The sequence below is a fragment of the Amycolatopsis pretoriensis genome (assembly GCF_900107925.1).
Lineage (GTDB): Bacteria > Actinomycetota > Actinomycetes > Mycobacteriales > Pseudonocardiaceae > Amycolatopsis > Amycolatopsis pretoriensis.
In genome coordinates, this window is record NZ_FNUJ01000003.1 from 896,537 (window position 1) to 920,122 (window position 23,586).

General features: G+C 70.7%; 26 protein-coding genes and 1 tRNA gene. 16 read left to right on the top strand and 11 right to left on the bottom strand.

What is annotated here, in order from left to right:
• Positions 1-42: 42 nt before the first annotated feature.
• Positions 43-816, top strand: coding sequence for a helix-turn-helix transcriptional regulator (locus BLV96_RS16715; protein ID WP_086678015.1), 774 nt, complete (start codon positions 43-45; stop codon positions 814-816).
• On the opposite strand, the gene BLV96_RS16720 is transcribed toward BLV96_RS16715, so the two are convergent.
• A complete protein-coding gene (locus tag BLV96_RS16720) occupies positions 792-1,283 on the bottom strand; it encodes a DedA family protein (protein WP_086678016.1) in 492 nt (163 codons plus the stop codon). The two genes, BLV96_RS16715 and BLV96_RS16720, sit on opposite strands and share 25 nt — an antisense overlap.
• Positions 1,255-1,851 (bottom strand): class I SAM-dependent methyltransferase, encoded by a 597-nt coding sequence (locus BLV96_RS16725; protein ID WP_086678017.1) that lies wholly within the window; start codon positions 1,849-1,851, stop codon positions 1,255-1,257. The genes BLV96_RS16720 and BLV96_RS16725 overlap by 29 nt, the downstream gene beginning before the upstream one ends.
• Positions 1,852-2,004: 153 nt before the next feature.
• Between BLV96_RS16725 and BLV96_RS16730 the strand changes: the two genes are divergently transcribed.
• The 3 genes from BLV96_RS16730 to BLV96_RS16740 all read left to right on the top strand — a co-directional run bounded on the left by BLV96_RS16730 (position 2,005) and on the right by BLV96_RS16740 (position 5,029).
• Complete coding sequence (locus tag BLV96_RS16730) at positions 2,005-3,102, top strand: sensor histidine kinase (RefSeq protein WP_086678045.1); 1,098 nt, start codon at positions 2,005-2,007, stop codon at positions 3,100-3,102.
• A complete protein-coding gene (locus BLV96_RS16735; RefSeq protein ID WP_086678018.1) occupies positions 3,099-3,755 on the top strand; it encodes a response regulator in 657 nt (218 codons plus the stop codon). The genes BLV96_RS16730 and BLV96_RS16735 overlap by 4 nt, the downstream gene beginning before the upstream one ends.
• A gap of 92 nt (positions 3,756-3,847) precedes the next feature.
• Positions 3,848-5,029 carry a PQQ-dependent sugar dehydrogenase gene (locus tag BLV96_RS16740; protein ID WP_086678019.1) on the top strand — a complete coding sequence of 394 codons (1,182 nt, stop codon included), beginning with the start codon at positions 3,848-3,850 and terminating at the stop codon, positions 5,027-5,029.
• Positions 5,030-5,232: 203 nt separating this feature from the next.
• Here the strand turns inward: BLV96_RS16740 and BLV96_RS16745 are convergent, their stop codons facing one another.
• Complete coding sequence (locus BLV96_RS16745; RefSeq protein WP_086678020.1) at positions 5,233-5,958, bottom strand: SDR family NAD(P)-dependent oxidoreductase; 726 nt, start codon at positions 5,956-5,958, stop codon at positions 5,233-5,235.
• A 30-nt stretch (positions 5,959-5,988) separates the two neighbouring features.
• Here BLV96_RS16745 and BLV96_RS16750 point away from each other — a divergent pair, with 30 nt between their 5' ends.
• Genes BLV96_RS16750 through BLV96_RS16760 form a run of 3 tightly spaced genes read left to right on the top strand, consistent with a single transcriptional unit; the run spans position 5,989 to position 7,258 of the window.
• Complete coding sequence (locus BLV96_RS16750) at positions 5,989-6,483, top strand: isochorismatase family protein (RefSeq protein WP_086678021.1); 495 nt, start codon at positions 5,989-5,991, stop codon at positions 6,481-6,483.
• Positions 6,480-6,872, top strand: coding sequence for an NUDIX hydrolase (locus BLV96_RS16755; RefSeq protein WP_086678022.1), 393 nt, complete (start codon positions 6,480-6,482; stop codon positions 6,870-6,872). Before BLV96_RS16750 ends, BLV96_RS16755 begins: the two co-directional genes overlap by 4 nt.
• Positions 6,869-7,258, top strand: coding sequence for an NUDIX hydrolase (locus BLV96_RS16760; RefSeq protein WP_086678023.1), 390 nt, complete (start codon positions 6,869-6,871; stop codon positions 7,256-7,258). Before BLV96_RS16755 ends, BLV96_RS16760 begins: the two co-directional genes overlap by 4 nt.
• Here BLV96_RS16760 and BLV96_RS16765 read toward each other — a convergent pair.
• Complete coding sequence (locus BLV96_RS16765) at positions 7,255-7,848, bottom strand: TetR/AcrR family transcriptional regulator (RefSeq protein ID WP_086678024.1); 594 nt, start codon at positions 7,846-7,848, stop codon at positions 7,255-7,257. The genes BLV96_RS16760 and BLV96_RS16765 overlap by 4 nt on opposite strands.
• A gap of 92 nt (positions 7,849-7,940) precedes the next feature.
• The gene (locus BLV96_RS16770) at positions 7,941-8,906 is read right to left on the bottom strand and encodes an acyl-CoA desaturase (RefSeq protein ID WP_086678025.1); all 966 of its coding nucleotides are present in this window, start codon (positions 8,904-8,906) and stop codon (positions 7,941-7,943) included.
• A 206-nt stretch (positions 8,907-9,112) separates the two neighbouring features.
• Here BLV96_RS16770 and BLV96_RS16775 point away from each other — a divergent pair.
• The 5 genes from BLV96_RS16775 to BLV96_RS16795 all read left to right on the top strand — a co-directional run bounded on the left by BLV96_RS16775 (position 9,113) and on the right by BLV96_RS16795 (position 14,393).
• Positions 9,113-9,184: transfer RNA gene (locus BLV96_RS16775), tRNA-Gln, on the top strand.
• Between the two features lie 34 nt (positions 9,185-9,218).
• Entirely contained in the window at positions 9,219-10,973 is a 1,755-nt protein-coding gene (locus tag BLV96_RS16780) for a GGDEF domain-containing protein (RefSeq protein WP_086678026.1), read from the top strand.
• Between the two features lie 48 nt (positions 10,974-11,021).
• Positions 11,022-12,494, top strand: a complete 1,473-nt coding sequence (glmU, locus tag BLV96_RS16785) for a bifunctional UDP-N-acetylglucosamine diphosphorylase/glucosamine-1-phosphate N-acetyltransferase GlmU (protein ID WP_086678027.1) — start codon at positions 11,022-11,024, stop codon at positions 12,492-12,494.
• Entirely contained in the window at positions 12,491-13,471 is a 981-nt protein-coding gene (locus tag BLV96_RS16790) for a ribose-phosphate diphosphokinase (protein WP_086678028.1), read from the top strand. Before glmU ends, BLV96_RS16790 begins: the two co-directional genes overlap by 4 nt.
• A gap of 61 nt (positions 13,472-13,532) precedes the next feature.
• Positions 13,533-14,393 carry a TIGR03621 family F420-dependent LLM class oxidoreductase gene (locus BLV96_RS16795; protein WP_086678029.1) on the top strand — a complete coding sequence of 287 codons (861 nt, stop codon included), beginning with the start codon at positions 13,533-13,535 and terminating at the stop codon, positions 14,391-14,393.
• Here the strand turns inward: BLV96_RS16795 and BLV96_RS16800 are convergent.
• Both BLV96_RS16800 and BLV96_RS16805 read right to left on the bottom strand, forming a co-directional pair.
• On the bottom strand, positions 14,387-15,028 hold the full coding sequence (locus BLV96_RS16800; protein ID WP_086678030.1) for an NAD(P)-dependent oxidoreductase: 642 nt from the start codon (positions 15,026-15,028) through the stop codon (positions 14,387-14,389). The genes BLV96_RS16795 and BLV96_RS16800 overlap by 7 nt on opposite strands.
• 98 nt (positions 15,029-15,126) lie before the next feature.
• Complete coding sequence (locus BLV96_RS16805) at positions 15,127-16,245, bottom strand: hypothetical protein (protein WP_086678031.1); 1,119 nt, start codon at positions 16,243-16,245, stop codon at positions 15,127-15,129.
• 344 nt (positions 16,246-16,589) lie between these two features.
• Here BLV96_RS16805 and BLV96_RS16810 point away from each other — a divergent pair, with 344 nt between their 5' ends.
• From BLV96_RS16810 to BLV96_RS16825, 4 genes are all read left to right on the top strand, one after another.
• Positions 16,590-17,195: a 50S ribosomal protein L25/general stress protein Ctc gene (locus BLV96_RS16810; protein ID WP_086678032.1), complete on the top strand. Its 606-nt coding sequence runs from the start codon at positions 16,590-16,592 to the stop codon at positions 17,193-17,195.
• A gap of 9 nt (positions 17,196-17,204) precedes the next feature.
• A complete protein-coding gene (gene pth / locus BLV96_RS16815; RefSeq protein WP_086678033.1) occupies positions 17,205-17,798 on the top strand; it encodes an aminoacyl-tRNA hydrolase in 594 nt (197 codons plus the stop codon).
• A gap of 21 nt (positions 17,799-17,819) precedes the next feature.
• Positions 17,820-18,134, top strand: a complete 315-nt coding sequence (locus BLV96_RS51255) for a DivIVA domain-containing protein (RefSeq protein ID WP_086678034.1) — start codon at positions 17,820-17,822, stop codon at positions 18,132-18,134.
• A 169-nt stretch (positions 18,135-18,303) separates the two neighbouring features.
• On the top strand, positions 18,304-18,660 hold the full coding sequence (locus BLV96_RS16825; RefSeq protein WP_086678035.1) for a DivIVA domain-containing protein: 357 nt from the start codon (positions 18,304-18,306) through the stop codon (positions 18,658-18,660).
• Positions 18,661-18,722: 62 nt separating this feature from the next.
• Here the strand turns inward: BLV96_RS16825 and BLV96_RS16830 are convergent, their stop codons facing one another.
• The 4 genes from BLV96_RS16830 to BLV96_RS16845 all read right to left on the bottom strand — a co-directional run bounded on the left by BLV96_RS16830 (position 18,723) and on the right by BLV96_RS16845 (position 23,562).
• Positions 18,723-20,411: a fatty acyl-AMP ligase gene (locus tag BLV96_RS16830; RefSeq protein ID WP_086678036.1), complete on the bottom strand. Its 1,689-nt coding sequence runs from the start codon at positions 20,409-20,411 to the stop codon at positions 18,723-18,725.
• A 24-nt stretch (positions 20,412-20,435) separates the two neighbouring features.
• Positions 20,436-20,612 carry a hypothetical protein gene (locus BLV96_RS50700; RefSeq protein ID WP_244180263.1) on the bottom strand — a complete coding sequence of 59 codons (177 nt, stop codon included), beginning with the start codon at positions 20,610-20,612 and terminating at the stop codon, positions 20,436-20,438.
• A 183-nt stretch (positions 20,613-20,795) separates the two neighbouring features.
• The gene (locus tag BLV96_RS16840) at positions 20,796-22,559 is read right to left on the bottom strand and encodes an ABC-F family ATP-binding cassette domain-containing protein (protein WP_086678038.1); all 1,764 of its coding nucleotides are present in this window, start codon (positions 22,557-22,559) and stop codon (positions 20,796-20,798) included.
• Between the two features lie 40 nt (positions 22,560-22,599).
• Complete coding sequence (locus BLV96_RS16845) at positions 22,600-23,562, bottom strand: 4-(cytidine 5'-diphospho)-2-C-methyl-D-erythritol kinase (protein WP_086678040.1); 963 nt, start codon at positions 23,560-23,562, stop codon at positions 22,600-22,602.
• Between the last annotated feature and the right edge of the window lie 24 nt (positions 23,563-23,586).

Here is a 23,586-nt window from a genome sequence, read left to right on the forward strand (position 1 = left end):
CAATTCCCCGCGGGGAATGGCGCGCCCGAGCAAGATGAACGGGTGGACTTCGGAACGGCGCTCAAGGACTGGCGCACCCGGCGCCGCCTCAGCCAGCTCGACCTGGCGCTGCGCGCGGGCACGACGCAGCGGCACGTCAGCTTCATGGAAAGCGGCCGCTCGCTGCCCGGGCGCGGCATGGTGCTGCGCGTCGCCGAGTCGCTCGAACTGCCGCTGCGCGAACGCAACGGCCTGCTCCACGCGGCCGGCTACGCGCCGACGTACCCCGAGACGCGGCTCGACGACCCGGCGATCCGGCCGGTGCTCGACGGGCTGCGGCGGCTGCTCGACGGCCACCGCCCCTACCCCGCGATCGTCGTCGACCGCTACGGCCTGCTCGTCGCGAAGAACGACGCGTTTTCCCTGCTCACCGAGGGTGTCGAACCGGAACTGCTGCGGGAACCGGTCGACACGCTGCGGCTCGCGTTGCACCCGAAAGGCATGGCGCCGCGTGTGCGGAACCTCGACGACTGGGCCCGGCACATCCTCGAGCGCCTCCGCAACGACCTGGCCCGCACCCCGGACGACCGGCTGGCCGCGCAGCTCGCCGAACTGGAGTCCTACCTGCCGCCGCAACGGCCGCCGACCGACGGCCACCTCGGCTTCGCCGTCCCGGTGCGACTGTCCACTTCGGCCGGTGAGCTGCGGCTGATCACGGCGATCACGACGTTCGCGACCGCCGCCGACGTCACGGTGTCGGAGCTGAAGCTGGAGACGTTCCTGCCCGCGGACGCCGAAACCGCGGACCGCCTTCAGACGACCAGCGCCGTGACCTGACCCGCCAGCAGTTCCGCGCTCGCCCACAGCACCGCCGCACACACGCTGCCCACCGCGAACCGGCGGTACGGCATCGCCGCCGAGCCCGCGACGCGCGGCACCAGCGTCCGCAACCCGGCCAGGCAGCGCCCCGCGATCACCGCCGGGACGCCGTAGCGCGCGACGGCCGCTTCCGCGCGGTCCCAGCGGTCCTGCCCGACGCGGCGGGCGAGCCGGGACCGGCGCAGCCGCCGCCCTTCCAGGTACGCGAGCTGGTCGCCGAGGACGGCCGCGAGCACCGCCACCGGCAGCGCGAGTCCGAAGTGGAGCGTGCCCCGCTCGGCGAGGAAACCCATCAGCAGCAACGTCGACAACGTCGGCAGCACGATCCCGGGCAGCAACGCCGTTTCGGCCGCGATGATCGCGAAGCAGACCAAGTAGACGACCGGCGGGGGCGCGTCAAGCAGTGGCCGCAGCAGGCTGTCCATCCCGCGTCCTCCCCACCGCCACCGGGAGCGCCGCGCGGTAGACGAACGCAGGCGGCAGGTTGCCCCAGACGACCGGAGTGCGCTCCACGACGGCGAAACGGCTTCGCAGCGAAGCGGCGAAGCGACGCGCGAGTGGCGTCCAGGCCGCGTGGGCGTACGCGAAGGTCGTGAAGCGGCCGTTGGGGGCCAGTGCCGCCGTGACTGCGTCCAGGATGCGGCCCTGGCGGTCCGCGGTCATGGCCGTCCACGGCAGACCCGAGACGACGACGTCGACGCCGTCCAGCGCGAGGTGTTCCGCCGAGGTCGTGACGACGGCCAAGTCCGGGAACCGCTCGCGAAGTGCGGACGCGAAACGCGGGTTGATCTCGTAAGCGGTCAGGCTTGCTTCGGGGCGAAGCAGCGCGAGGACCGATTCGGTGAACACGCCGGTGCCCGGCCCCAGCTCGGCGACGCGCGCCGCGCGTTCCAGGCCGAGGCCCGCCGTCATCGTTTCGGCCAGCCGCGGCGAACTGGGCGCGATCGCGCCCGTCACCATCGGGTGGCGGAGGAATTCCCTGGTGATCGACATGCCGCCGACGCTAGGAACGACCGGGGTGGCCGCGAATCCGCCGGATCGACCGGCCCGGTCCTCCCGGGGGAGGACGAAATCGGACCGAAATGATGACGACCCGGGCCGGGACCGCGCGTTACGTTCGGTGGCGTGGAACGACTCGTCGTGTGGATGCGAAGGCACCGGTGGACGGTGGACCTGCCGCTGTACGCCGTCTTCGTCTTCCTCGCGCCCAACTGGGTCGGCACGGGTTCGTGGGCGGTGCGGGCGATCCCGATGCTGTTCCTGCTCCCCTTGTTCGTGCGCCGCCGGTTCCCGCGCACGGTCGCGGTGTGGATCCTCGCGGCCACGCTCGTCACCTACACCAACGAAATCTGGGCGTACGACCGCGGCCGCGCCGAGCTGAGCATGGCGGTCGTGCTGTTCACCCTCGTCCAGCGCGGCGATCGCCGGTTCGCCGCGCTGACCGCGGCCGCGATCCTCGGCCTCGACGTGATGTGGGGGTTCAGCTGGGGCCCGTTCACCCAGAACCCGACGCTCACGATCGTCGGGATCATCCCGCTGCACTTCGCGGCCTGGGCGCTCGGGGAATTCTTCCGCGCCAAGCTACAGCTCGCCGCGGAGGAGGAGAAACGCGACGAAGCCCAGGCGCGGGCGGCGGTCGCGGAGGAGCGCACGCGGATCGCTCGCGAGCTGCACGACGTCCTCGCGCACAGCATGAGCGTGATCGTGCTGAACGCCGAAGGCGCGAAGCTCGCGCGGCACCGCGACCCGGAAGCCGTCGACCGCACTCTCGACACGATCGGCCGCACGGGCCGGGACGCGCTCGCCGAGCTGCGGCGCCTGCTCGAAGTTCTGCACGCCGGCGAGGCGGCGCGCAGTCCCCAGCCGACCGTCGGCGAGCTGCGCGAGCTCGTCGAGCAGTGCGGGCGCGCGGTCGCGCTCGAGGTCACCGGCGATCCCGGTGGCCTGCCCGCGAGCGCCGCGCTGCAGGCGTACCGGATCGTCCAGGAGGCACTGACCAACATGATCAAGCACGCCCCGGCCGACTCGACGGGCCGCGTCGACGTCGCTTTCACCGCGGAGGTGATCCGGATCGAAGTGACGAACACCGGCGGCAAGTCACCGCCGGTACCCGCGTTGCCGTCGTCCGGGCGCGGGCTGGCCGGGATGCGCCAGCGCGTCGAGATGTACCACGGCGACCTGGCGGCCGGGCCGCTGCCGGACGGCGGGTACCGGGTCCGCGCGAGCCTGGTGGTGGGGTCGTGACCACGCGGGTGCTGCTCTGCGACGACCAGGAACTGGTGCGCGTCGGGCTGCGGATGATCGTCGAGAGCCAGGACGACCTGGTCGTCGCGGCCGAGGCGGCGAACGGCGAGGAGGCCGTGGCGAAGGCGCGCGAGCTGCGGCCGGACCTGGTGCTGATGGACGTCCGGATGCCGGTGCTCGACGGCGTCGCGGCGACCGGGCGGATCTGCGCCGAGCTGCCGGACGTGCGCGTCCTGATCATCACGACGTTCGACCTCGACGAGTACGCCTATGCCGCGTTGCGCGCCGGGGCCAGCGGGTTCCTGGTGAAGGACGCGCCGTCGGAGGAGATGCTCGTGGCGATCCGCGGGGTGCTGCGCGGCGACTCGATGGTCTCGCCGTCGGTCACGCGGCGGCTGCTCGACCGCTACCTCGCCGACGGCCGCGACCCGGTCGACGTCGCGAAGCTCGACGTGCTGACCGAGCGCGAGAAGGACGTGCTGGGGCTCATCGCGCGCGGGCTGTCCAACGGCGAGATCGCGGCGAAGCTGTACATCGGCGAGACGACCGTGAAGACGCACGTCGGGCGGATCCTCGGCAAGCTGCGGCTGCGCGACCGGGTGCACGCGGTCGTCTTCGCCTACGAGTCCGGGCTGGTGCGGCCTGGTTCCTGATGGCCACCTCATCCCGGGTTCACACGATCCGGAGTTCCTGACGGCGGTCGCGTCGCACGGCGATTTCACCGCTTGATGGCAGGATGAGCCGTATGCGACGTGTGCTGGGTCTCATCGGTGCGGTGTCCCTGCTGGCCGTGGCCTGTTCGGGGGCCGCGAGCGCGCCGGTCCAGAGCGTCCCGCCGGCGTCCACGCCCCCGGCGTCGACCGGGAAGTTCAAGGTCGAGACGGTGACCGCCGGGCTGCAGCACGGCTGGGACATCGGCTTCCTGCCCGACGGCGGCATGCTCGTGCCGCAGCGGCCCGGCAAGCTCGCGCTGGTCCGCGGCGGCAAGGCGACCGACGTCAAGGCCGACTTCTCCGACGTGCTCGTGCAGGGCGAAGGCGGGCTGCTCGGCATGGTGATCAGCCCCGACTTCACGACCAGCCGCGAGTTCATCACCTGCCAGGACCACCAGGAGGGCGGCAAGGCCGTCGACATCCGGCTGGTCACGTGGAAGCTCGCCGAGGACGGCGCCTCGGCTTCGAAGGTGAAGAACCTGCTGACCGGGCTGCCGGTGAACCCGAGCGGCCGGCACTCCGGCTGCCGCCCGACGTTCGCCCCCGACGGCGCACTGCTGGTCGGCACGGGCGACACGGCCCGCGCGTCGATCGCCCAGGACCGGCATTCCCTGGGCGGCAAGGTGCTGCGGCTGGACGCGAAGACCGGGGACCCGTTGCCGGACAACCCGTTCATCAGCTCGTCCGATCCGAAAGAACGGCTGATCTACACGTACGGGCACCGCAACGTCCAGGGCGTGGCGATCCGGCCGGGCAGCGGTCAGGTGATCACGGCCGAGCACGGACCGACCTTCGACGACGAGGTCAACCTGCTCAAGCCGGGCGCGAACTACGGCTGGGACCCGTCGAAGGGCGGCACGGACACGAGCTACGACGAGAGCGTCCCGATGACGGACCTCAAGCGCTTCCCGGACGCGGTGAGTCCACTGTGGACGTCGGGCAAGATCACGGAGGCGATCAGCGGCGACGCGTTCCTGACGGGCGCCCAGTGGGGCCCGAACGACGGCGCGCTGGTCGTGGTGGCGCTGAAGGGCCAGAAGCTCCTGCTGTACCACTTGGACGCGGCGGGCAAGGTCTTGGACGTCTCCCTGCCCCCGGAGTTCGACGACAAGTTCGGCCGCCTCCGAGCAGTCCGAACCGGCCCGGACGGCGCCCTGTACGTGACGACTTCGGACGGCACGGACGACAAGCTGCTGAAGGTCACGCCCGCCTGATCATGAGAAAAACACGGCCGTCGAGTGCCGTGGACACTTCCGCCGGGGTGGCGGATCGCGGAACATGGTGTACACCAAGAGTTTTCGCCCGCCACCGACGAGTGTTGGACGCGGTCCGAAGATAGCGTTCCCGCGGCAGCACCGCGCCGGTCCTCGATCGTCATCGCCGACCTGACGATCGGGGACCGGCCTCCAAACGTGCCCTATTTCCCCAGGTGAGCCCCGCCGTTGACGTGCACCACCTGTCCGGTGACGTGCCCGGCGGCGGGGCTCGCCAAGAACGTCACGACGGCGGCGACGTCTTCCACCGTGCCCGGTCGCTTGTTCATCGTGTTCCCGATCAGCCACTCGCGGCGGCGGTCGGAAAGCTTGCCGTGGAAGAACTCCGTCTCGCCGATCAGTCCGGGCGCGACGACGTTCGCGGTGATGCCCCGCGAGCCGAACTCCTGGGCCACACTGACATTCCAGCCTTCGACCGCGGCCTTGGCGGCCCCGTACGAGCCGGCGCCGGTGCGGGCGGCGATCGACCCGATCGTCACGATCCGCGCGTTGTCGGCGAGCCGCTCGCGCAGCGCGTGCGTCACCAGCGCGGCACTGACCACATTGGACCGGAGGTTGCGTTCGAACGCGGCCGCGAAGCCGGCCAGCCCGTCGCCGTCGGCGTCGAGGAAGTCCGTGTTGCCGCCGGCGTTGTTGACGAGGACGTCGACCCGCTCGGGCAACTCCCCGAGTGCGGACTCGACGGCCGCGGGATCGGCGGCGTCGAAGACCACGGGCCGCGCGCCCAGGAGCGTCGCGGCCTCGGAAAGGACCTGCTCGCGACGCCCGGTGATGGTGACCCGGTCGCCGGCTTCGGCGAACGCCGCCGCGACGGCGTACCCGATGCCGGTGCCGCCGCCCGTGACCACTACTTCCCTGCTGTTCCCCATGGCTCCGACCCTAGTGCCTAGGATCGGGGCATGACCAAGATCGATCCGGCCACGTCCGCGCTCGTGCTCGTCGACCTGCAGGAGCGGATCGTCGCGCTGCCGACCACGCCGTACTCCGGCGAAGACGTCGTCGCGAACGCGCTGCGGCTGCGGACGGCGTTTCGCGAGGCCGGGGCGCCGGTGGTGATCGTCAAGGTGTCGCGGCCGGACAACCCGCCGGGCAACGACCTCGTCTTCGACGCGCAGGACGACAAGATCGTCACGAAGTACACGATCGGCGGCTTCGCGGGCACGGACCTCGACGAGTTCCTGCGCGGCAAGGGCGTGAAAACGGTGTACTTCGGCGGCATCGCCACGGAGTTCGGCGTCGAGTCGACGCTGCGAGCGGCGTCCGACCACGGCTACGACACGGTGGCGGTGTCGGACGCGATGACGGCGCTGTCCGACATCTCCCACGAGAACGCGATCACGAAGATCTTCCCGCGCTTGGGCACGGTGCTGACGACCGCCGAGGTCCTGGCGTGATCGACAAGGTGGCGTGGATCGAGGTGGCGGACGGCCGCGTCCTGGCGGCGCGCTCGCGGGGCAAGGACAAGTTCTACCTGCCGGGCGGCAAGCGCGAGCCGGGCGAGACGGACGCCGAGACGCTGGTCCGCGAGATCCGCGAAGAGCTGGACGTGGCGATCACGCCATCGACGATCGCCCCGGCGGGCACGTTCGAGGGCCAGGCGCACGGGAAGGCCGAGGGAACGGTGGTCCGGACGACGGCGTTCACGGCGGAGTACTCGGGAACGCTGCGGGCGAGCAGCGAGATCGAGGAGATCGCTTGGCTCGGGTACGCGGACCGCGAGCGGGTTTCACTGGTGGCCCAGCTGATCTTCGACCACCTGCACGAGATCGGCGCGCTGCGGTGATCGACAAGATCGCGTGGCTGCACCTGGCGGACGGCCGGATCTTGAGCACGCGATCGCGCGGCAAGGAGGTGTACTACCTCCCGGGCGGCAAGCGCGAGCCGGGCGAGACGGACGCCGAGACGCTGGTGCGCGAGATCCGCGAGGAACTCGACGTGGCGATCGCCGAGTCGTCGATCGAGCCGGCGGGCGTGTTCGAGGCGGCGGCGCACGGCCACGCGGGCACGCTCGTCCGGATGACCTGCTACACGGCGGAGTACGCCGGGACGTTGGCCGCCAGCAGCGAGATCGAAGAGATCGCCTGGCTGGAGTACGCGGACCGGCCGATGGTGTCGGCGGTGGACAAACTCATCTTCGACCACCTGCACGAGACCGGGCAGCTGCGCTAACCCAGCCGCAGCTTCGGCTTGTGCTCCAAGTGCGACAACCCGTTCCAGGCCAAGTTGACCAGATGAGCCGCGACCTCATCCCGCTTCGGTTTCCGGGCGTCCAGCCACCACTGCCCGGTCAAAGCGACCATCCCCACCAAAGCCTGCGCGTACAACGCAGCCAGCTTCTCGTCATACCCTCGAGCCGCGAACTGCTGCGCCAGGATGTGCTCCACCTGACTGGCGATGTCATTGAGCACAGTGGAAAACGTCCCCGTCGAACTCGCCACCGGCGAATCCCGCACCAGGATCCGGAACCCGTCGTGGGAATCCTCGACGTACGACAGCAACGCCGTCGCCGCCTGTTCCAGCATCGCGCGGGGGTGGCCGCCGTGCAATGTGGACACCATGCGGTCCAGGAGCAGCTGCGTTTCGCGGTCGACCACCACCGCGTAGATGCCCTCTTTGCCGCCGAAGTGTTCGTACACCACGGGTTTCGACACGTTGGCCCGGTGCGCGATCTCCTCGATCGACGTGCCGTCGAAGCCCTTCTCGGCGAACAGCGCCCGCGCCACGTTCAACAGCTGCTGACGCCGCTCGCTGCCGGTCATCCGGACCCGCGTCACCGGGGCGGCCGGACGCGCCCCGGTGACCTGCTCACGCTTCGAACGTCGTCTCCCCGCCACCACGACAGCCTAGTTGACTAGCCCTTTTCCGTCGCGATACGGGCCAGCCGCTGCGGGGTCGGCCAGCGGACGTCGTGCACCCAGCCGAACTTCTCGAAGATCCAGATCAGCCGCGCGGAGATGTCGATCTGGCCGCGCTTGACGCCGTGGCGCGCCGAGGTCGGGTCGGCGTGGTGCAGGTTGTGCCACGACTCGCCGAACGAGAAAATGGCCAGGGGCCAGAAGTTCGCCGACTTGTCGCGGGCGGCGAACGGGCGCTCGCCGATCATGTGGCAGATCGAGTTGACCGACCACGTCACGTGGTGCAGCACGCAGATGCGCACCAGGCCCGCCCAGAAGAACGCCGTCACGGCGCCCCAGAGCGACCACGAAATGAGCCCGCCCAGCAGCGCCGGCAGCAGCAGGCTGACCAGCGACCACAGCCAGAACAGGTCGTCGACCTTCTTGATCGCCGGGTCCTTGACCAGGTCCGGCGCGAACCGCTCGGCGTTGGTCTGGTCGCGCTCGAACAGCCAGCCCATGTGCGCGTGCCAGAAGCCCTTCGCGATGGCCCACGGCGAGGTGCCGAACGCCCACGGCGAGTGCGGGTCGCCGTCGCGGTCGGAGAACGCGTGGTGGCGGCGGTGGTCGGCGACCCAGGTGATCACCGGGCCCTGCAGGGCGATGCTGCCCGCGATGGCCATGAACACGCGCAGCCACTGCTTCGCCTTGAACGAGCCGTGCGTGAAGTAGCGGTGGTAGGACACCGTGATGCCGAGCCCGCTGATCGCGTAGAAGACGACGAAGATGGCGACGTCGACCCAGCTCAGTCCCCAGCCCCAGGCGAAGGGCACCGCGACCAGCAGTGCCACCAGCGGCGCGATCACGCCGAAGTAGACCGACAGCTGCACGCCGATGCCACGCGTGCCTTCCACAACGGGTTTGGGCCCCTTCGGAGCCGAAGGCTCCCCGGCGGGCTGAGAACGGTCGAGCGTGGCCGTCATACGCTTCACTTCTCCCTACGCGGGCGACCCTATGACGTAGGGTGCCCTAACCTACGATGCCGTAAGTTACGGTACAGGAGGTTTCGGCGGCTGGGGAGTGCCTGAACCTCACACCGGTACTTCGGAGCCGAGTACCCGGCGGCGAGCCCGGTAACGCATCCCGCGCGCGGACGACACCCGATCGTCGCTATCCTGACCAGGTTCGATCCGCCGTAGTGTAATCGGCAGCACTTCAGATTTTGGTTCTGACAGTTCAGGTTCGAATCCTGGCGGCGGAGCAGCAGAAGGACCCGAACCCACGACACCGGGAGGTTGGCGCTGACCGACGAGGCGACCGACCCCGGTGCGGCCAGGCGTCCCGCGCTGGCCGAGATGTCCGACGCCTGGCTCGTCGGGCGCGCGCGGGAGCTCATCGCCGCGGTCCAGCGGCAGGAGTACACCCAGCAGCTGCAGATCGTCGAGCTGATGGACGAGCTGCTCGACGAGACCCAGCGCCGCGGCGAGCCGACGATGGTCGCGCAGCTGCTGCGCGCGTCCGCGATCGCCCGGCTGATCACCAAGGGCCTCGCGGCCGAAGCCGAACCGCGGCTCGACGAGATGCTCGCGCACACCCGCCGGCACGGCCTCGCCCTGCTGCGGGCCGACGCGCACGCGCTGCGCGGGCGCCGCCTGGTGATCGCCGCGCAGGAAGACCCCGCGCTCACCGAGATCGCCCGCGCGCTGGCCATCCTCGACGACTCCGCGATCCCGAACCGGCAGGTCGGCATCCGCCAGTGGAACCGGATGCTCTGGTCGACGCTGAACGACTGCTGGATCGTGCTGAACCAGCTCGGCGTCTACGAGGCCGCCGAGGAGGTCATCGGCCGCGCCGCGAGCGCGATCCGCGAGAGCGCGAGCCCGCACGAGATCACGCTGCAGCTGATGAACCGCGTCAAGATGCTGCTGGGCTGGGGCCTGCGGCTCGAGCGCATCGACGAGTACGACGAGAGCGCCGAGAAGTTCCGCACCGCCGCGTCCATGGCCGTCGCCGCCGAAGGCCCGTACACCGAGTCGCTGTTCCCGCGGCTGGCGGACGTCCCGGCCGTCGACCAGGTCGGCGTCCTCGCCGCCGCGCAGGCGCTGCACAGCCCGAGCAGCGACCAGATCGACCGGCTCCGCAACCTGCACGAAGGCACCGGCTACCCGGGCGACCGCGAGATCGTCGCCATCGCGCTGGCCCGCTGCCTCGACCGGGCCGACCGCCGCGAAGAGGCCCTCGGCGTGCTGCGCCAGGCGCGCGAGACGATGGCCGAGGACATCTCGCAGCCGTCGATGCGGCTGAACATCGCCCGCGAGCTGGCCCGGCTGGACACCACGCCGGACTACGCGTCCGGCGCGAGCGAGTCGCTGATCGACTACGCGAGGCGCCTCGAGAACGAGATGTGGAGCCTGCGCGAGTCGCAGATCGCCACGCTGAACGCGCGCCGCGAGCACGAACGGCTCTCCGCCGAGCACGGCGCGATCACCCAGCAGGCGCTGCAGGACCCGCTCACCGGCCTGCCGAACCGGCGCGCGCTGGACGAGAAGCTGCGCCAGCTGGCGTCGTCGGCGGACGCGCAGCCGCTCGCGGTCGCGCTGGTCGACCTCGACGGCTTCAAGGGCGTCAACGACAAGCAGTCGCACGCCGAAGGCGACAATGTGCTGCGCGTTGTCGCGAGCACGCTGCGTGACGCCCTGCGCGGCGACGACCTCGTGGCGCGCTACGGCGGCGACGAGTTCATCGTCCTGCTGCCCGGCACGCCGGCGTCCGCGGCGAAGATGGCGCTCGGCCGCGCGGTGAAGTCCGTGTCGAACCTGCCGCACCACCTCTCGCACGGCGTCACGCTGTCCATCGGGCTCGTCTCGCTGCGCCCGCAGGAGCGCGGCGAGCAGGTCCTCGCGCGCGCGGACGCGGCCATGTACCAGGCGAAACGCGGTGGCGGCAACCAGGTGGCGTCCGCCAACTCGATGGCCGCCGACCCGGCGGGCGCGTGGGCGGGCGAAGGCCTTCCCACCGACCCCGCGTGGGAGCCCGAAGAGCCCAGTTAGGATCGTGTCCCGACAGAAGCCATTCATTGGTAACCGTTGGGAGCGCCGTTGACCGGCCCGCTGAGCACGTTGATCCTCGCCGCGGGTGAGGGCACCCGCATGCGATCCGCGACCCCGAAGGTGCTGCACCCGATCGCCGGGCGGCCCCTCGTGGAGCACGCCGTCCGGGCCGCCGCCGGCCTGGATCCCGAGCACCTCGTCGTCGTGACCGGCCACGGCCGCGAAGCCGTCGGCGAGCACCTCGCGCGGGTCGGGGAAGCCCTCGGGCGCGAGGTCGGCACCGCGGTGCAGGACCAGCAGAAGGGCACCGGCCACGCCGTGTCCTGCGCGCTGGCGACCCTGCCCGCCGACCTGACCGGCACGGTGATCGTCAGCTACGGCGACGTCCCGCTGCTCGACACGGCGACGCTACGCGCCCTGCTCGACGAGCACACCGAGGCGAAGAACGCGGTCACCGTGCTCACCGCCGTCGTCGCCGACCCGGCCGGCTACGGCCGCATGGTGCGCGACGCGGCGGGCAAGGTCACCGGGATCGTCGAGCACAAGGACGCCACCCCGGAGCAGGCGGAGATCACCGAGATCAACTCCGGTGTCTATGCCTTCGACGCCGCTGTCCTGCGCGACGGCCTCTCGCGCCTCTCGACCGACAACGCCCAGGGCGAGCTCTACCTCACCGACGTCCTGGGCATCGCGAACGGCGACGGGTTGCACGTCGGCGCGCTCGTCGTCGACGACCCGTGGCTGACCGAGGGCGTCAACGACCGCGTCCAGCTGTCGGTGCTCGGCGCCGAGCTCAACCGCCGGATCGTGCGGCGCTGGCAGCGTGAGGGCGTCACGGTCGTCGACCCGGCCACGACCTGGATCGACGCCGGCGTGACCCTCTCGCGGGACGTCGTCATCGAGCCCGGCGTGCAGCTCAAGGGCACCACGTCGGTCGGCGAAGGCACGACGGTCGGGCCGGACAGCACCCTGACGAACATGACCATCGGCGCCCGCGCCTCCGTGGTGCGCGTGCACGGCTCGGACTCCGAGCTCGGCGACGGCGTCAACGTCGGCCCGTTCACCTACCTGCGGCCGGGCACGAAACTGGGCGAAAAGGGCAAGCTCGGCGCGTTCGTCGAGACGAAGTCCGCCGACATCGGCGCCGGCACGAAGGTGCCGCACCTGACCTACGTCGGGGACGCCACGATCGGTGAGCACAGCAACATCGGCTGCTCCAGCGTGTTCGTGAACTACGACGGGGTGAACAAGCACCGGACCGTTATCGGGTCGTATGTCCGGATGGGCGCGGACAACACCTTCGTCGCTCCGGTGCAGGTCGGTGACGGCGCTTACAGTGGAGCGGGTGCCGTGATCCGCGAGGACGTCCCGCCGGGCACACTCGCGGTGTCGGCGCCGCCGCAGCGCAACATCGAAGGCTGGGCGATCCGGCGCAGGCCGGGTACGCCCGCGGCGGAAGCGGCCCAGGCCGCGCTCGACGCCGAGTCAGCAGCAGGAACCGACGGGGAGTCGCCAGCATGAGTCCGAAGTCAGGTACGCCGAAGAAGAACTTGATGCTCTTCTCCGGACGGGCGCACCAGGAGCTCGCCGAAGAGGTCGCCAAGCACCTCAACGTGACGATCACCCCGCAGACGGCGCACACGTTCGCCAACGGCGAGCTGTTCGTCCGCTTCGAGGAGTCCGTGCGCGGCACCGACGCCTTCGTCATCCAGGCGCACACCACGCCCATCAACGAATACGTGATGGAACAGCTGATCATGGTGGACGCGCTCAAGCGGGCGAGCGCGAAGCGGATCACCGTGGTGATGCCGTTCTACCCGTACGCGCGCCAGGACAAGAAGCACAAGGGCCGCGAGCCGATCTCGGCGCGGCTGATCGCGGACCTGTTCAAGACCGCGGGCGCCGACCGGATCATGACCGTCGACCTGCACACCGCGCAGATCCAGGGCTTCTTCGACGGCCCGGTCGACCACCTGATGGCGCAGACCGTGCTGGCCGACCACATCAAGAAGACCTACGGCAACGCCGACATCACGGTCGTCTCGCCGGACTCGGGCCGCGTGCGGCTGGCCGAGAAGTGGGCGCAGACGCTGGGCGACCGGCCGATCGCGTTCATCCACAAGACGCGCGACCCGGACAAGCCGAACCAGGCCGTCGCCAACCGCGTGGTCGGCAAGGTCGAGGGCAAGCTCTGCGTGCTGATCGACGACATGATCGACACCGGCGGCACGATCGTGAAGGCCACCGAGGCCCTGATCGACGAGGGTGCGGCGGACGTCGTCATCGCGACGACCCACGGCATCCTGTCCGACCCGGCGACCGAGCGGCTTTCGCAGTGCAAGGCGCGCGAGGTCATCGTGACGAACTCGCTGCCGATCCCCGAGGAGAAGCGGTTCGAGGGGCTGACCGTCCTGTCGATCGCGCCGATGCTGGCGGAAGCCATCCAGCAGGTCTTCGAAGACGGCTCGGTGACGTCCCTCTTCGACGGCAACGCCTGAACCCGTCCGCCGGGCGCGAACTCCGCGCCCGGCGGCGGTTTCCGGCGCTAGCGTCGCCGGCATGGGGAACTTCAAGTTCGGCGTCAGCCTCCGCGAGATCGGCAGCCGGGACGCCTGGATCGCCAAGTGCCGGCGGGCCGAAGAGCTCGGCTACGACGTCATCACCGTGCCCGACCACCTCGGCACCGGCCGCTTCGCGCCCTTCCCGGTGCTGGCCATGGCCGGCGCCGTCACCGAGCGGGTGCGGCTGGGCACGCTGGTGTCCAATGTGCCCTTCTACAACTTCGCCCTCTTCGCCCGCGACGCGTCTTCGACGGCCGCGCTGCTCGACGGCCGCCTCGACCTCGGCCTCGGTGCCGGGCACATGAAAGCCGAGTTCGACAACGCCGGGCTGCCGTGGCACAAGGCGTCGACCAGGATCGGCTACCTCGAAGAGAGCCTCGGCCACCTGCGGAAACACTTCGAGGACGAGGGCATCGACCACCCGCGGCTGCTGATCGCGGGCAACAGCGACGGGGTCCTGGAGCTGGCCGCCGAACACGCGGACGTCGTCGGCTTCGCGGGCCTGAAGCAACAGCCGGGCAAGCCTCCGGGCACGTTCAAGCTCGACACGGCCATGGACGAGCGCGTCGCGTACTTCCGCGCTAAGGCGAAACGCGAAGTCGAGTACAACATGCTGGTCCAGCACGTCGAGGTCACCGACGACCGGCGCGCGGCCGCGGAAGCGTGGCACGAGAAGACCGAGCGCAGCGCCGTCGCGGACGCCCGGGAGCTCCTCGACGCGCCCCAGCTGCTGCTGGGCACGGTCGAGGAGATCGCCGGACAGCTCGAGACCCGGCGCGAGCGCTACGGCTTCACCTACATCACGGTGTTCGAACCGAACCTCGAGACGTTCGCCCCGGTGATCCGGGAACTTCAGTAGGCGACGGTGAAGCGCGCGCGGTGGTGCTTCGGCTGCTCGATCTCGTCGACGTACGCGGTCGCGAAGTCGTCGCCACCGATGTGCGACTTGCCGTTCTCGTCGGTCACCAGGACGTCGCCGCCGACGCGGTAGGCGCCCGTGCGCTCACCCGGGGTCCAGGCACCGAACTCGGCGGCGGGGCTGACGTAGAACCAGTCGAGGCCCTCGGGCTGCTCGCGCAGCAGGCCGAGCACCTCGGCGTGGCTGCCGGCCTCGTCCTTGTACTCGGCCGGGAACTCCGGGGTGTCGAACAGCCGCGGGCCGCCCTCGGCGACCAGCAGGCTGGCCGCGCCGCCCACGAACGACAGCCGCACGTCGTTCTCGCGCGCGATCCGGGCCAGCGACGGGACGGCCTCGATCAGCTTCTTGCCGTCGATCGCGCGCGCCGGGGTGGCCACCACGAACACGTCGGCGTCCTTCGCCAGCCCCGTCACGAACTCCTCGTCGTGGAGCGAACCCTGCCGCTCGTCGACGCCTTCGGGCGCGGAACCCGCGTTGCGCGCGACGCCGACCACCTCGTGCCCGCGGCGCACCGCCTCGGCGCCGATCTTGCCCCCGGCGTAGCCCGTTCCCCCGAAAATGACCAGCTTGGCCATGAGATCTCCTCGTTCGTAGTCGGCCTTCACGGCCGATGCTAAGAACGGATGATCACGAACTGCAACGAAAGCAACGCACCCCCGGGTAGGTGTCCAGCTCAGCCGCCCAGGCCGGCGAACTCCGCCGCGACCTGCTGCTTCACGGCGTTGACGTCGAGGGCCGCGCGGACCTCCGCGGTCGCGTTCGGCTTGGACAGCACCTGGTAGCTCGCCGTGCGGTTCGGCAGCTTGAACTTGACCGTGCAGGACATCTTGACCGTCGCGTAGGGGTCGGCGTCGGCCGCCGCCGTGCAGGTCTGCGCACCGAGCGAGTCGGCGCTCACCTCGACGGAGAGGTTGATGTGCACGACGCTCTTCCCGCCCCCGGACGGCGAGCCGACGACGCTGTTGGAGACGTCGACGGTCGTCGTGCAGGAGCCGACGAAGTCCTTGCAGTCGAGGTTGTCGTTCGTGACGACGGCGCTCGCCTGAACCAGGCCTTCGAACGGCTGGCCCAGCCCGCCGACGGTGTTGTCGAGGTCGGTGTGGAACTTCTTGAGCGCGTCGCCGGCGAGCGGGTCGACGCGGAACTCGGCGCCGAACTTCGGGCCGGCCTGCGGGTCGAGCAGCGCCGGGGCGAAGCTGACGACCCGGTTCGGCTTGGCCGTGGTGACGCGCAGGACGCTGGGCGCGGCGCCGAGCTGGTAGACCTCGGTGCCGTCCGGGAGCTTCGCCTTGACCGGGTCGCCCAGCCGGTCGAGGCCGGCCAGTGCCTTGCGCAGCCCGTCAGCCAGCGCCTTCGGGGCGAACCGCGCGGCCGGGTCGAGCGGCAGTTCGGAACCGAGCGAGCGCACCCAGCTCGTGCCGAACTGCGTGCCTTCATCGATGGCGTGGGACTTCCAGTAGTCGGCGTCGGCCTGCAGGTAGAACTGGCCCGCGGCGGCGGTCACCTGGACGACGCGGCCTTCCAGCGGCAGCCCGCCGAGGGCGTTGCCGCCGCGCGTGACGCGGAACTGCTGGTCGGCGCCGTTGACCGCCGACTTCAGGGCGAGCGCGGGCGCCTGGCCCAGCGCGGTGAGGGCGGCGTCGACCGCGGTGCGCTGCTCGGCGCGCCGGTCGGCCGTCTGCTGCCCGGCCGCGGAGACACCGGCGGTGCCGGGGACCGCCACTTGGCAGCCGGCCAGCAGTCCGCCCAGCAGCAGCACCGCCGCCGCCGTCGTGGCCCGTCGAGCCCACATCTTCCGCCCCCTGCTCTCCCGCTGTACCCGAGGACACCTCGGCCGGTGAAGTCGCGCCACCGGATTTGTGTCGTCACGCACCGGGGTTCAGGAGGGTTCTAGCCTGGGCCGGGCCCCCGCCGCAACCCACCGTGATGAGGTTGGTTTACACTCTTGAGGTTGTCTCGGCGAGGCGGGGCCCTTCTGGGGTGCCCGGCGTGATCGACGCGGCGGCTCGAGTAGCCCCGGCTGTCGTGCACGCCTGAAACTCGCCGCCGCAACCACCTGAACAGAACAACGCAAGCATCCCCGCCGCAGCATGCTGTCTCCCGCACCATGTTCGTGATTTGAAGGAGTGCCACACCGTGTCCGAGGTACGTCTGTCCGTCGAGCCGCGCACCGAGTTCGGCAAGGGCGCCGCGCGTCGCACGCGTCGCGCCGGCAAGATCCCCGCCGTGCTGTACGGCCACGGCTCGGACCCGCGGCACTTCGCGCTGCCGGCCATCGAGTTCGCCCGCGTCGTCCGTGAGAACGGCTCCAACGCCGTCATCACCCTCGCCCTCGAGGGCTCCGACGAGCTCGCGCTGACGAAGACGATCGTCGTGCACCCGCTGAAGAACTACATCGAGCACGTCGACCTGCTGGTCGTCAAGCGCGGCGAGAAGATCGTCGTCGACGTCCCGGTCGTCGTCTCCGGCACCCCCGGCCCCGGCGGCCTGGTCAACCAGGACGTCGACACCCTGCAGGTCGAGGTCGAGGCGCTGCACATCCCGGAGCAGTTCGAGGTCTCGATCGAGGGCCTCGAGGTCGGCAGCCAGGTCCTGGCCGGCCAGGTCGAGCTGCCCCAGGGCGCCACCCTGGTCACCGACCCGGAGGCGCTCGTCGTCGCCGTCAACGAGCCGCAGCGTGAAGAGGCCGAGGACGAGGCCACCGCCGAAGCGGGCGAAGAGTCGGCCGAAGCCGCCGAATAGCATTTCCGCATGACCGAAGACGTGCCCGGGGCCGGCGAGCTGATCCTGCTCGCCGGCCTCGGCAATCCCGGACCCCAGTACGCCGGAAACCGGCACAACGTCGGCTTCATGGTGCTGGACGAGCTCGCCAACCGCATCGGCGGCAAGTTCAAGACGCACAAGAGCGGCGGCGAGGTGCTCGAAGGCCGTCTCGGCGGTCGCCGCGTCGTGCTGGTGAAGCCGCGTTCGTACATGAACCTCTCCGGCGGCCCGGTGGTCGGCGCCGCGCGGTTCTACAAGGTGCCGCCGACCGGCGTGGTCGTGGTGCACGACGAGCTGGACGTCGACTTCGGCGCGCTGAAGCTGAAGTTCGGCGGCGGCGACAACGGCCACAACGGACTCCGCTCGATCACGAAGTCGCTGGGGACCCGCGACTACTACCGGGTCCGGTTCGGCATCGGCCGCCCGCCCGGCCGCCAGGACCCGGCGGACTTCGTCCTGAAGGACTTCTCGACGGTCGAGCGCAAGGAGCTCCCGTTCGAGGTGGACCGCTGCGCGGACGCGACCGAGGCCTTGGTCGGCACCGGCCTCGCGGCCGCGCAGAACGCCTTCCATGCGGGCTGACATCGGTGGCAAGGTGAGCCCATGACCCCCGACGAAGTCCGGGCGATCGCGTTCGGAAAACCCCGCTTCGGCCGGCGCGGCTACAACGAGGACGAGGTCGACGCGTTCCTCGACCTGATCGCCGAGGCGCTGTCCGGTCGCAACATCCTGACCGCCGACGACATCCACTACGTCGAGTTCACGATCATGCCGGTCGGTATGCGCGCCTACGACCAGGCCCAGGTCGACCTGTTCCTCGACGAGGCCGAGAAGGCTCTGGTGGAGCTGCGCAACCCGCAGCCGGTGGTCGAGGAGCGGCGTCCGCAGGGCCCGAAGAAGTGGTTCGGCCGCTCTTGACGGTGTGAGACCGGCCACACAGCGCTGCGTAGTCCCGGCTCACCCACAGGCGGCCGGCGGCCGCCCGTCGGGGTGAGCTTCGGGGTCCGACCCTTCCGGGGGGACCCGTTCACGGGCTAGGACGGTGTACGGCAGTTCGCACCGCCCAACCCCGGAATCGGAGAGTTGCATGTCGTTCACCGCCGAAGACCTCGCCGAGGTCACCTTCGGTAACGCCCCGATCGGCCGCCGTGGCTACGCGAAGCACGAGGTCGAGGAGTTCGTCCGGCGCATCGCCAAGACGCTCGCCGAGGAGGACGACCTGACCGCCGCCGAAGTGCACCACGTGGTGTTCGCCAAGCCGCTGATCGGCAAGCGCGGCTACGACGAGAAGGAGGTCGACGACTTCCTGGACCGGGTGGAGGACCAGCTCGCGGCCCGCACGGGCCACGCCCCGGACCTCCCGGGCGCCCGCACATCCGACGAGGCCACCGCCTCCCGCGCCACCCCGCCGACTCTGCGCGCGGCGCACCTCCAGCAACGCTAGAAGCGGAGCTTTCCCTATGAAAGCTCCGCTTCCCGTGGAGCTTTCATAGGGAAAGTGACGGCTCAGGCGTCGGCGTTCTTCTTGATCTTGTCCGCGAACTGCTGGGCCGTCGCCGCGCGCTTGACCTTGCCCGACGGCGTCTTCGGGAGGCTGCCCGCCGGCAGCACGACCACCGCGTACGGCCGCATGTCCACGGCGTCGCGGACCCGCGCCGAGACCTGCTTCGTCAGGTTCTTCTCGGCCTCGGCGTCGCCCGCCAGCTTCGACTCCAGGACCACCGCGAACCGCTCGCGGCGGCTGCCGGCGTCCAGCCGCACGGCCACCGCGTTGCCCGCCCGGACGCCCTCGACCGACGTCGCCGCGCGCTCGATGTCCGTCGGGTACAGGTTGCGGCCGCCCATGATGATGACGTCCTTGCGGCGGCCGCAGATGACGATCTGGCCGTCGACCAGGTAGCCGAGGTCTCCGGTGTTCAGCCAGCCCTCGTCGTCCTGCGTCGCGACCGGGCCCTCCATGGTCAGGTACCCGGGCGTCACGGCCTCACCGCGCAGCCGGATCTCGCCCACCTCGCGGTCGCCGACCCGCGTCCCCGCGTCGTTGACGATCTCCGCTTCGAGCCCGTCCAGCGGCCGGCCGAGCAGCGCGAACGACCGGACGCTGTCGGTGCCGCGCCGGGCGTCCCCTTCGGGCACGGGCACCGCGCGATTGTCGGCTTCGAGCGCGTCGGCCTCGACGACGTCGAGCGTGAGCCCGGTGAACAGCGGCGCGAACGACACGGCGAGGGTCGCCTCCGCCATGCCGTAGGCCGGGAAAACGCATTCCGCGGGCATCTTGAACCGCGCACCGGCGTCCACAAAGGTCTGGACGGCGGTCTCGTCGATGGGCTCGGCGCCGTTCAGGGCGATGCGCAGCTTCGAGAGGTCGTAGGCGTTGTCGTCGTCGACGCGGGCCATCCGGCGCCCGACGATGGCGTAGGCGAAGTTCGGCGCGGCCGTCGTCGTGCCGCCGTACTTGGTGATCAGCTGCGGCCAGATCAACGGCCCGGAGAGGAACTCGACGGGCGTGATCTTGACGAGCTCGACGCCGAAGGTCATCGGCACGGTCAGGAAGCCGACCATGCCCATGTCGTGGAAGGTCGGCAGCCAGGACACCATGACGTCGACGTCGAAGTCGAACTCCGCGCGGTCGACCATGGCCTTGACGTTGGAGTACAGGTTCCCGTAGGTGATCCGCACAGCCTTGGGGTCGGCGGTCGAGCCACTGGTCAGCTGCAGCAGCGCGGTCTCGTCCTCATCGGTGACGACGACGTCCGGCAGCGGCTCGGCTTCGGCCAGCTCGGTGATCAGCCGGTAGCCGATGCCCTTCTCCTCCAGCACGGGGGCGAGCTGGTCGAAGGGCTCACCGAGCAGCACGAGGTTCGACCCGATCATCCCGAGCACGCGCACGGTGTCCTCGGCCCATTCGGCGAGATCGGTCCGCGGCGTGGGCTGGTGCAGCATGGTGACGCTGCCCCCGGCCAGCCAGACGGCCTGCACGGTGGGCGCGATCAACACGGGAGCGGCGGCCAGCACCCCGACGGCGGTACCTCGCTGAAAACCGTTGGCGACGAGCCCGCCGGCGATCCGCCGGGCTTCTTCGTGCACCTCGCCCCAGGTCCGCCGAACCGGCTCCTTGGGCTCCCCGGTGACCATGCCACGCTGCTGACCCCGCCCCGCCGCGGTGGCGACGAGCGTGTCCACGAACCTGCTCATGGGCGTCAGATTACTGTCTGGGTGTCAACATCCGCCGAGCGACGCGGAAACGGGACCCGCGAGCCACCGGTCGACTTGCCGCTGCCCCCGCAGCCGGACGACGACGTCGGGGTGGCGGTGCTCGTCGGGGAAGAAGGTGCGCAACGGGCCTTCGACGTTTTCGCCGGGGATCTCGGAACCGCGGCCGCCGCGCCGCAGCAACGTGCGGATGACGACCGGGTCATCGTCAAGGCACGCGGGTGGTCGAGCCGGACCAGCACGTCGAGGCGTGCGGTCATTCGCTCGCGGCCTGCCAGGTCTCCCGCACGGTCCACCCAGGCCCGTGGAAGAAGGTCTCCATCTCGACGTACGGCACGCCGAGGGGCTCGTCGGGCCCGACCACCCTCATTCCAGCAGTTCGGATGTCTCCAGCCACCGGCCTTCGACGTCCTCGATCTCGCCCTGGACGCCCTTCAGCTCCGCGTTCAGCTCCATCAGCTTCGCCGGGTCCGTCGCCGCCTCCAGCAGCGACGCGTGGAGCTTCTCCTCCTTCGCGTGCAGCTGGTCCAGCTTGCGCTCCAGCCGCCCCAGTTCCTTCTGGGCCGCGCGCAGATCCGCCGCCGACTTCTTCGCCTCGGCCTTCTCCGCCGACGGCGCCGGTCCCGAGACCGGGACGACCGCCGCGCGGCGGTTCAAGTACTCCTCGATCCCGCCCGGCAGGTGCGTGATCCGGCCGTCGCCGAACAGGGCGACGATCGTGTCGCACACGCGCTCCACCAGGTAGCGGTCGTGGGACACCACGACCATCGTGCCCGGCCAGCCGTCGAGGAGGTCCTCCAGCTGCTGCAGCGTGTCGATGTCCAGGTCGTTCGTCGGCTCGTCCAGGAGCAGGACGTTCGGCTCGGCCATCAGCAGCCGGCACAGCTGCAGGCGCCTGCGCTCGCCGCCGGACAGGTCGCCGACCGGGGTCCATTGGCGGGCCTGCGGGAAGCCGAGCTTCTCGCCCAGCTGGGACGCCGTCATCTCCTGCTTGCCGAACACCACGCGCCCGGCCACCTGCTCGATCGCCTGCAGCACGCGCAGGTCGCCCGGCAGGTCGTCGAGCTCCTGGCGCAGGTGCGCGAGCGCCACCGTCTTGCCCTCGATCCGGCGGCCGGTCGAGCCCTCGACGTCGCCGCCGAGCAGCTTCAGCAGCGACGTCTTGCCCGAGCCGTTCACCCCGACCAGGCCGATCCGGTCGCCCGGCCCGACCCGCCACGTGACGTGGTCGAGCAGCGTCCGCTCGCCCACCTGGTACGTCGTGTCTTCCAGCTCCAACACGGTCTTGCCGAGCCGGCGCTTGGCGAACGCCTGCAGCTCGACGGAGTCGCGCGGCGGCGGCACGTCGGCGATCAGCGCTTCGGCCGCCTCGATGCGGTAGCGCGGCTTCGACGAGCGCGCCTGCGGGCCGCGGCGCAGCCACGCCAGCTCCTTGCGGGCCAGGTTCTGCCGCTTTTCCTCGGCCGTCGCGGCCAGCCGCGCCCGCTCGGCGCGCGCGAAGATCCAGTCCGCGTAACCGCCTTCGTACTGCTCGACGCGGCCGTTCGCGACCTCCCACGTCAGCGTCGCGACCGTGTCGAGGAACCACCGGTCGTGCGTGACGACCACGACCGCGATCCGGCGCGCGAGCAGATGGTCGGCGAGCCAGCGGACACCTTCGACGTCCAGGTGGTTGGTCGGCTCGTCGAGCACGACGAGGTCGAGTTCGCCGGTCAGCGCGGCGGCCAGCGACACCCGGCGCCGCTCGCCACCGGACAGGTTCGCCGTCGGCGTGTCCAGCCCGATCGCGGTGATCCCAAGTCCGTCCACAATGGACCGTACGCGGGCGTCGGCCGCCCACTCGTGTTCGGCGCCGTAGCGTTCCAGGACGACGTCGCCGACCGTGCTGCCGTCCGGCAGCTCGGTGCGCTGGGTGACCACCGCCATCCGCAGGTCGCGAACCTGGCTCACCCGCCCGGAATCCGGCTCCGCGAGTCCGGAAAGGACTTCCAGCAGGGTCGTCTTGCCGCCGCCGTTGAGGCCGACGACGCCGATGCGCTGCCCGGCCGCGACGCCCAGCGACACGCCGTCCAGGAGCGGGCGAACCCCGTAGGACTTGCTCACCGCCTCCAGGTTGACCAGGTTGGCCATCCGGATCCTTTCCTCAGTAACAAAAGTCCACAGTGGACGATCAGGCGTGCACGCGCGGCGGCGCCGGGCGCGGCGCGTCGTCACCGCCGACGACGCGGGCGCCGGGCACCGGGCCGTGCGCCACCCGGACCGTGCGGCACACCCCCGCGCCCGACAGCTCGGCGGCGACCTCGACCGCCGACTGCGCGTCTTCGCAGAGGAACGCGCACGTCGGGCCGGAGCCGGAGACCGTGCCGGCGAGCGCGCCCGCGTTGACGCCGGCGCGCAGCGTGCGGCGCAGCCCTGGCCGCAGCGAGACCGCCGCCGCCTGGAGGTCGTTGCCCAGCAGCAGCGCCAGCTGACGCGGGTCGCCCGAGGCCAGCGCCTCGACGACCGGGGTGTGCGAGCCGATCCGCGGCGGGTTGCCGTCGGCGCGCAGCCGGTCGAGCTCGCCGAACACCTTCGGCGTCGACAGGCCGCGCTCGTCGAAGGCGAGCACCCAGTGGAAGGTGTGCCGCGACAGCACCGGCACGAGCCGCTCGCCGCGTCCGGTGCCCAGCGCGGTGCCGCCGTAGAGCGCGAACGGGACGTCGCTGCCCAGGCCGGCCGCGATCTCGGCCAGCTCGTCGCGCGTGACGTCGAGGTTCCACAGGCTCGCCAGCCCGACGAGCGTCGCCGCCGCGTCGGCGCTGCCGCCCGCCATGCCGCCCGCGACCGGGATGCCCTTGCGCAGCACCACCCGGACCTTCGGGTCGCCGGTGCGCCCGACGTGCGCGGACAGCGCTTCGACCGCGCGCCAGGCCAGGTTTTCGGGGCCGGTCGGGACCGCGCCCTCGCCCTCGCCGTAGATCTCCAGCCCCGGCTCTTCGGTGACGGCGACGGTCACCTCGTCGGTCAGCGACAGGGCCTGGAACACGGTCACCAGCTCGTGGTAACCGTCTTCGCGCAGGTCGTCGACCGCCAGGTGCAGGTTGACCTTGGCCGGGACCCGGACGGTGACTGGAGGCGGAACTACGGCGAGCACCCGACCAGCCTACGTGCCCGCGAA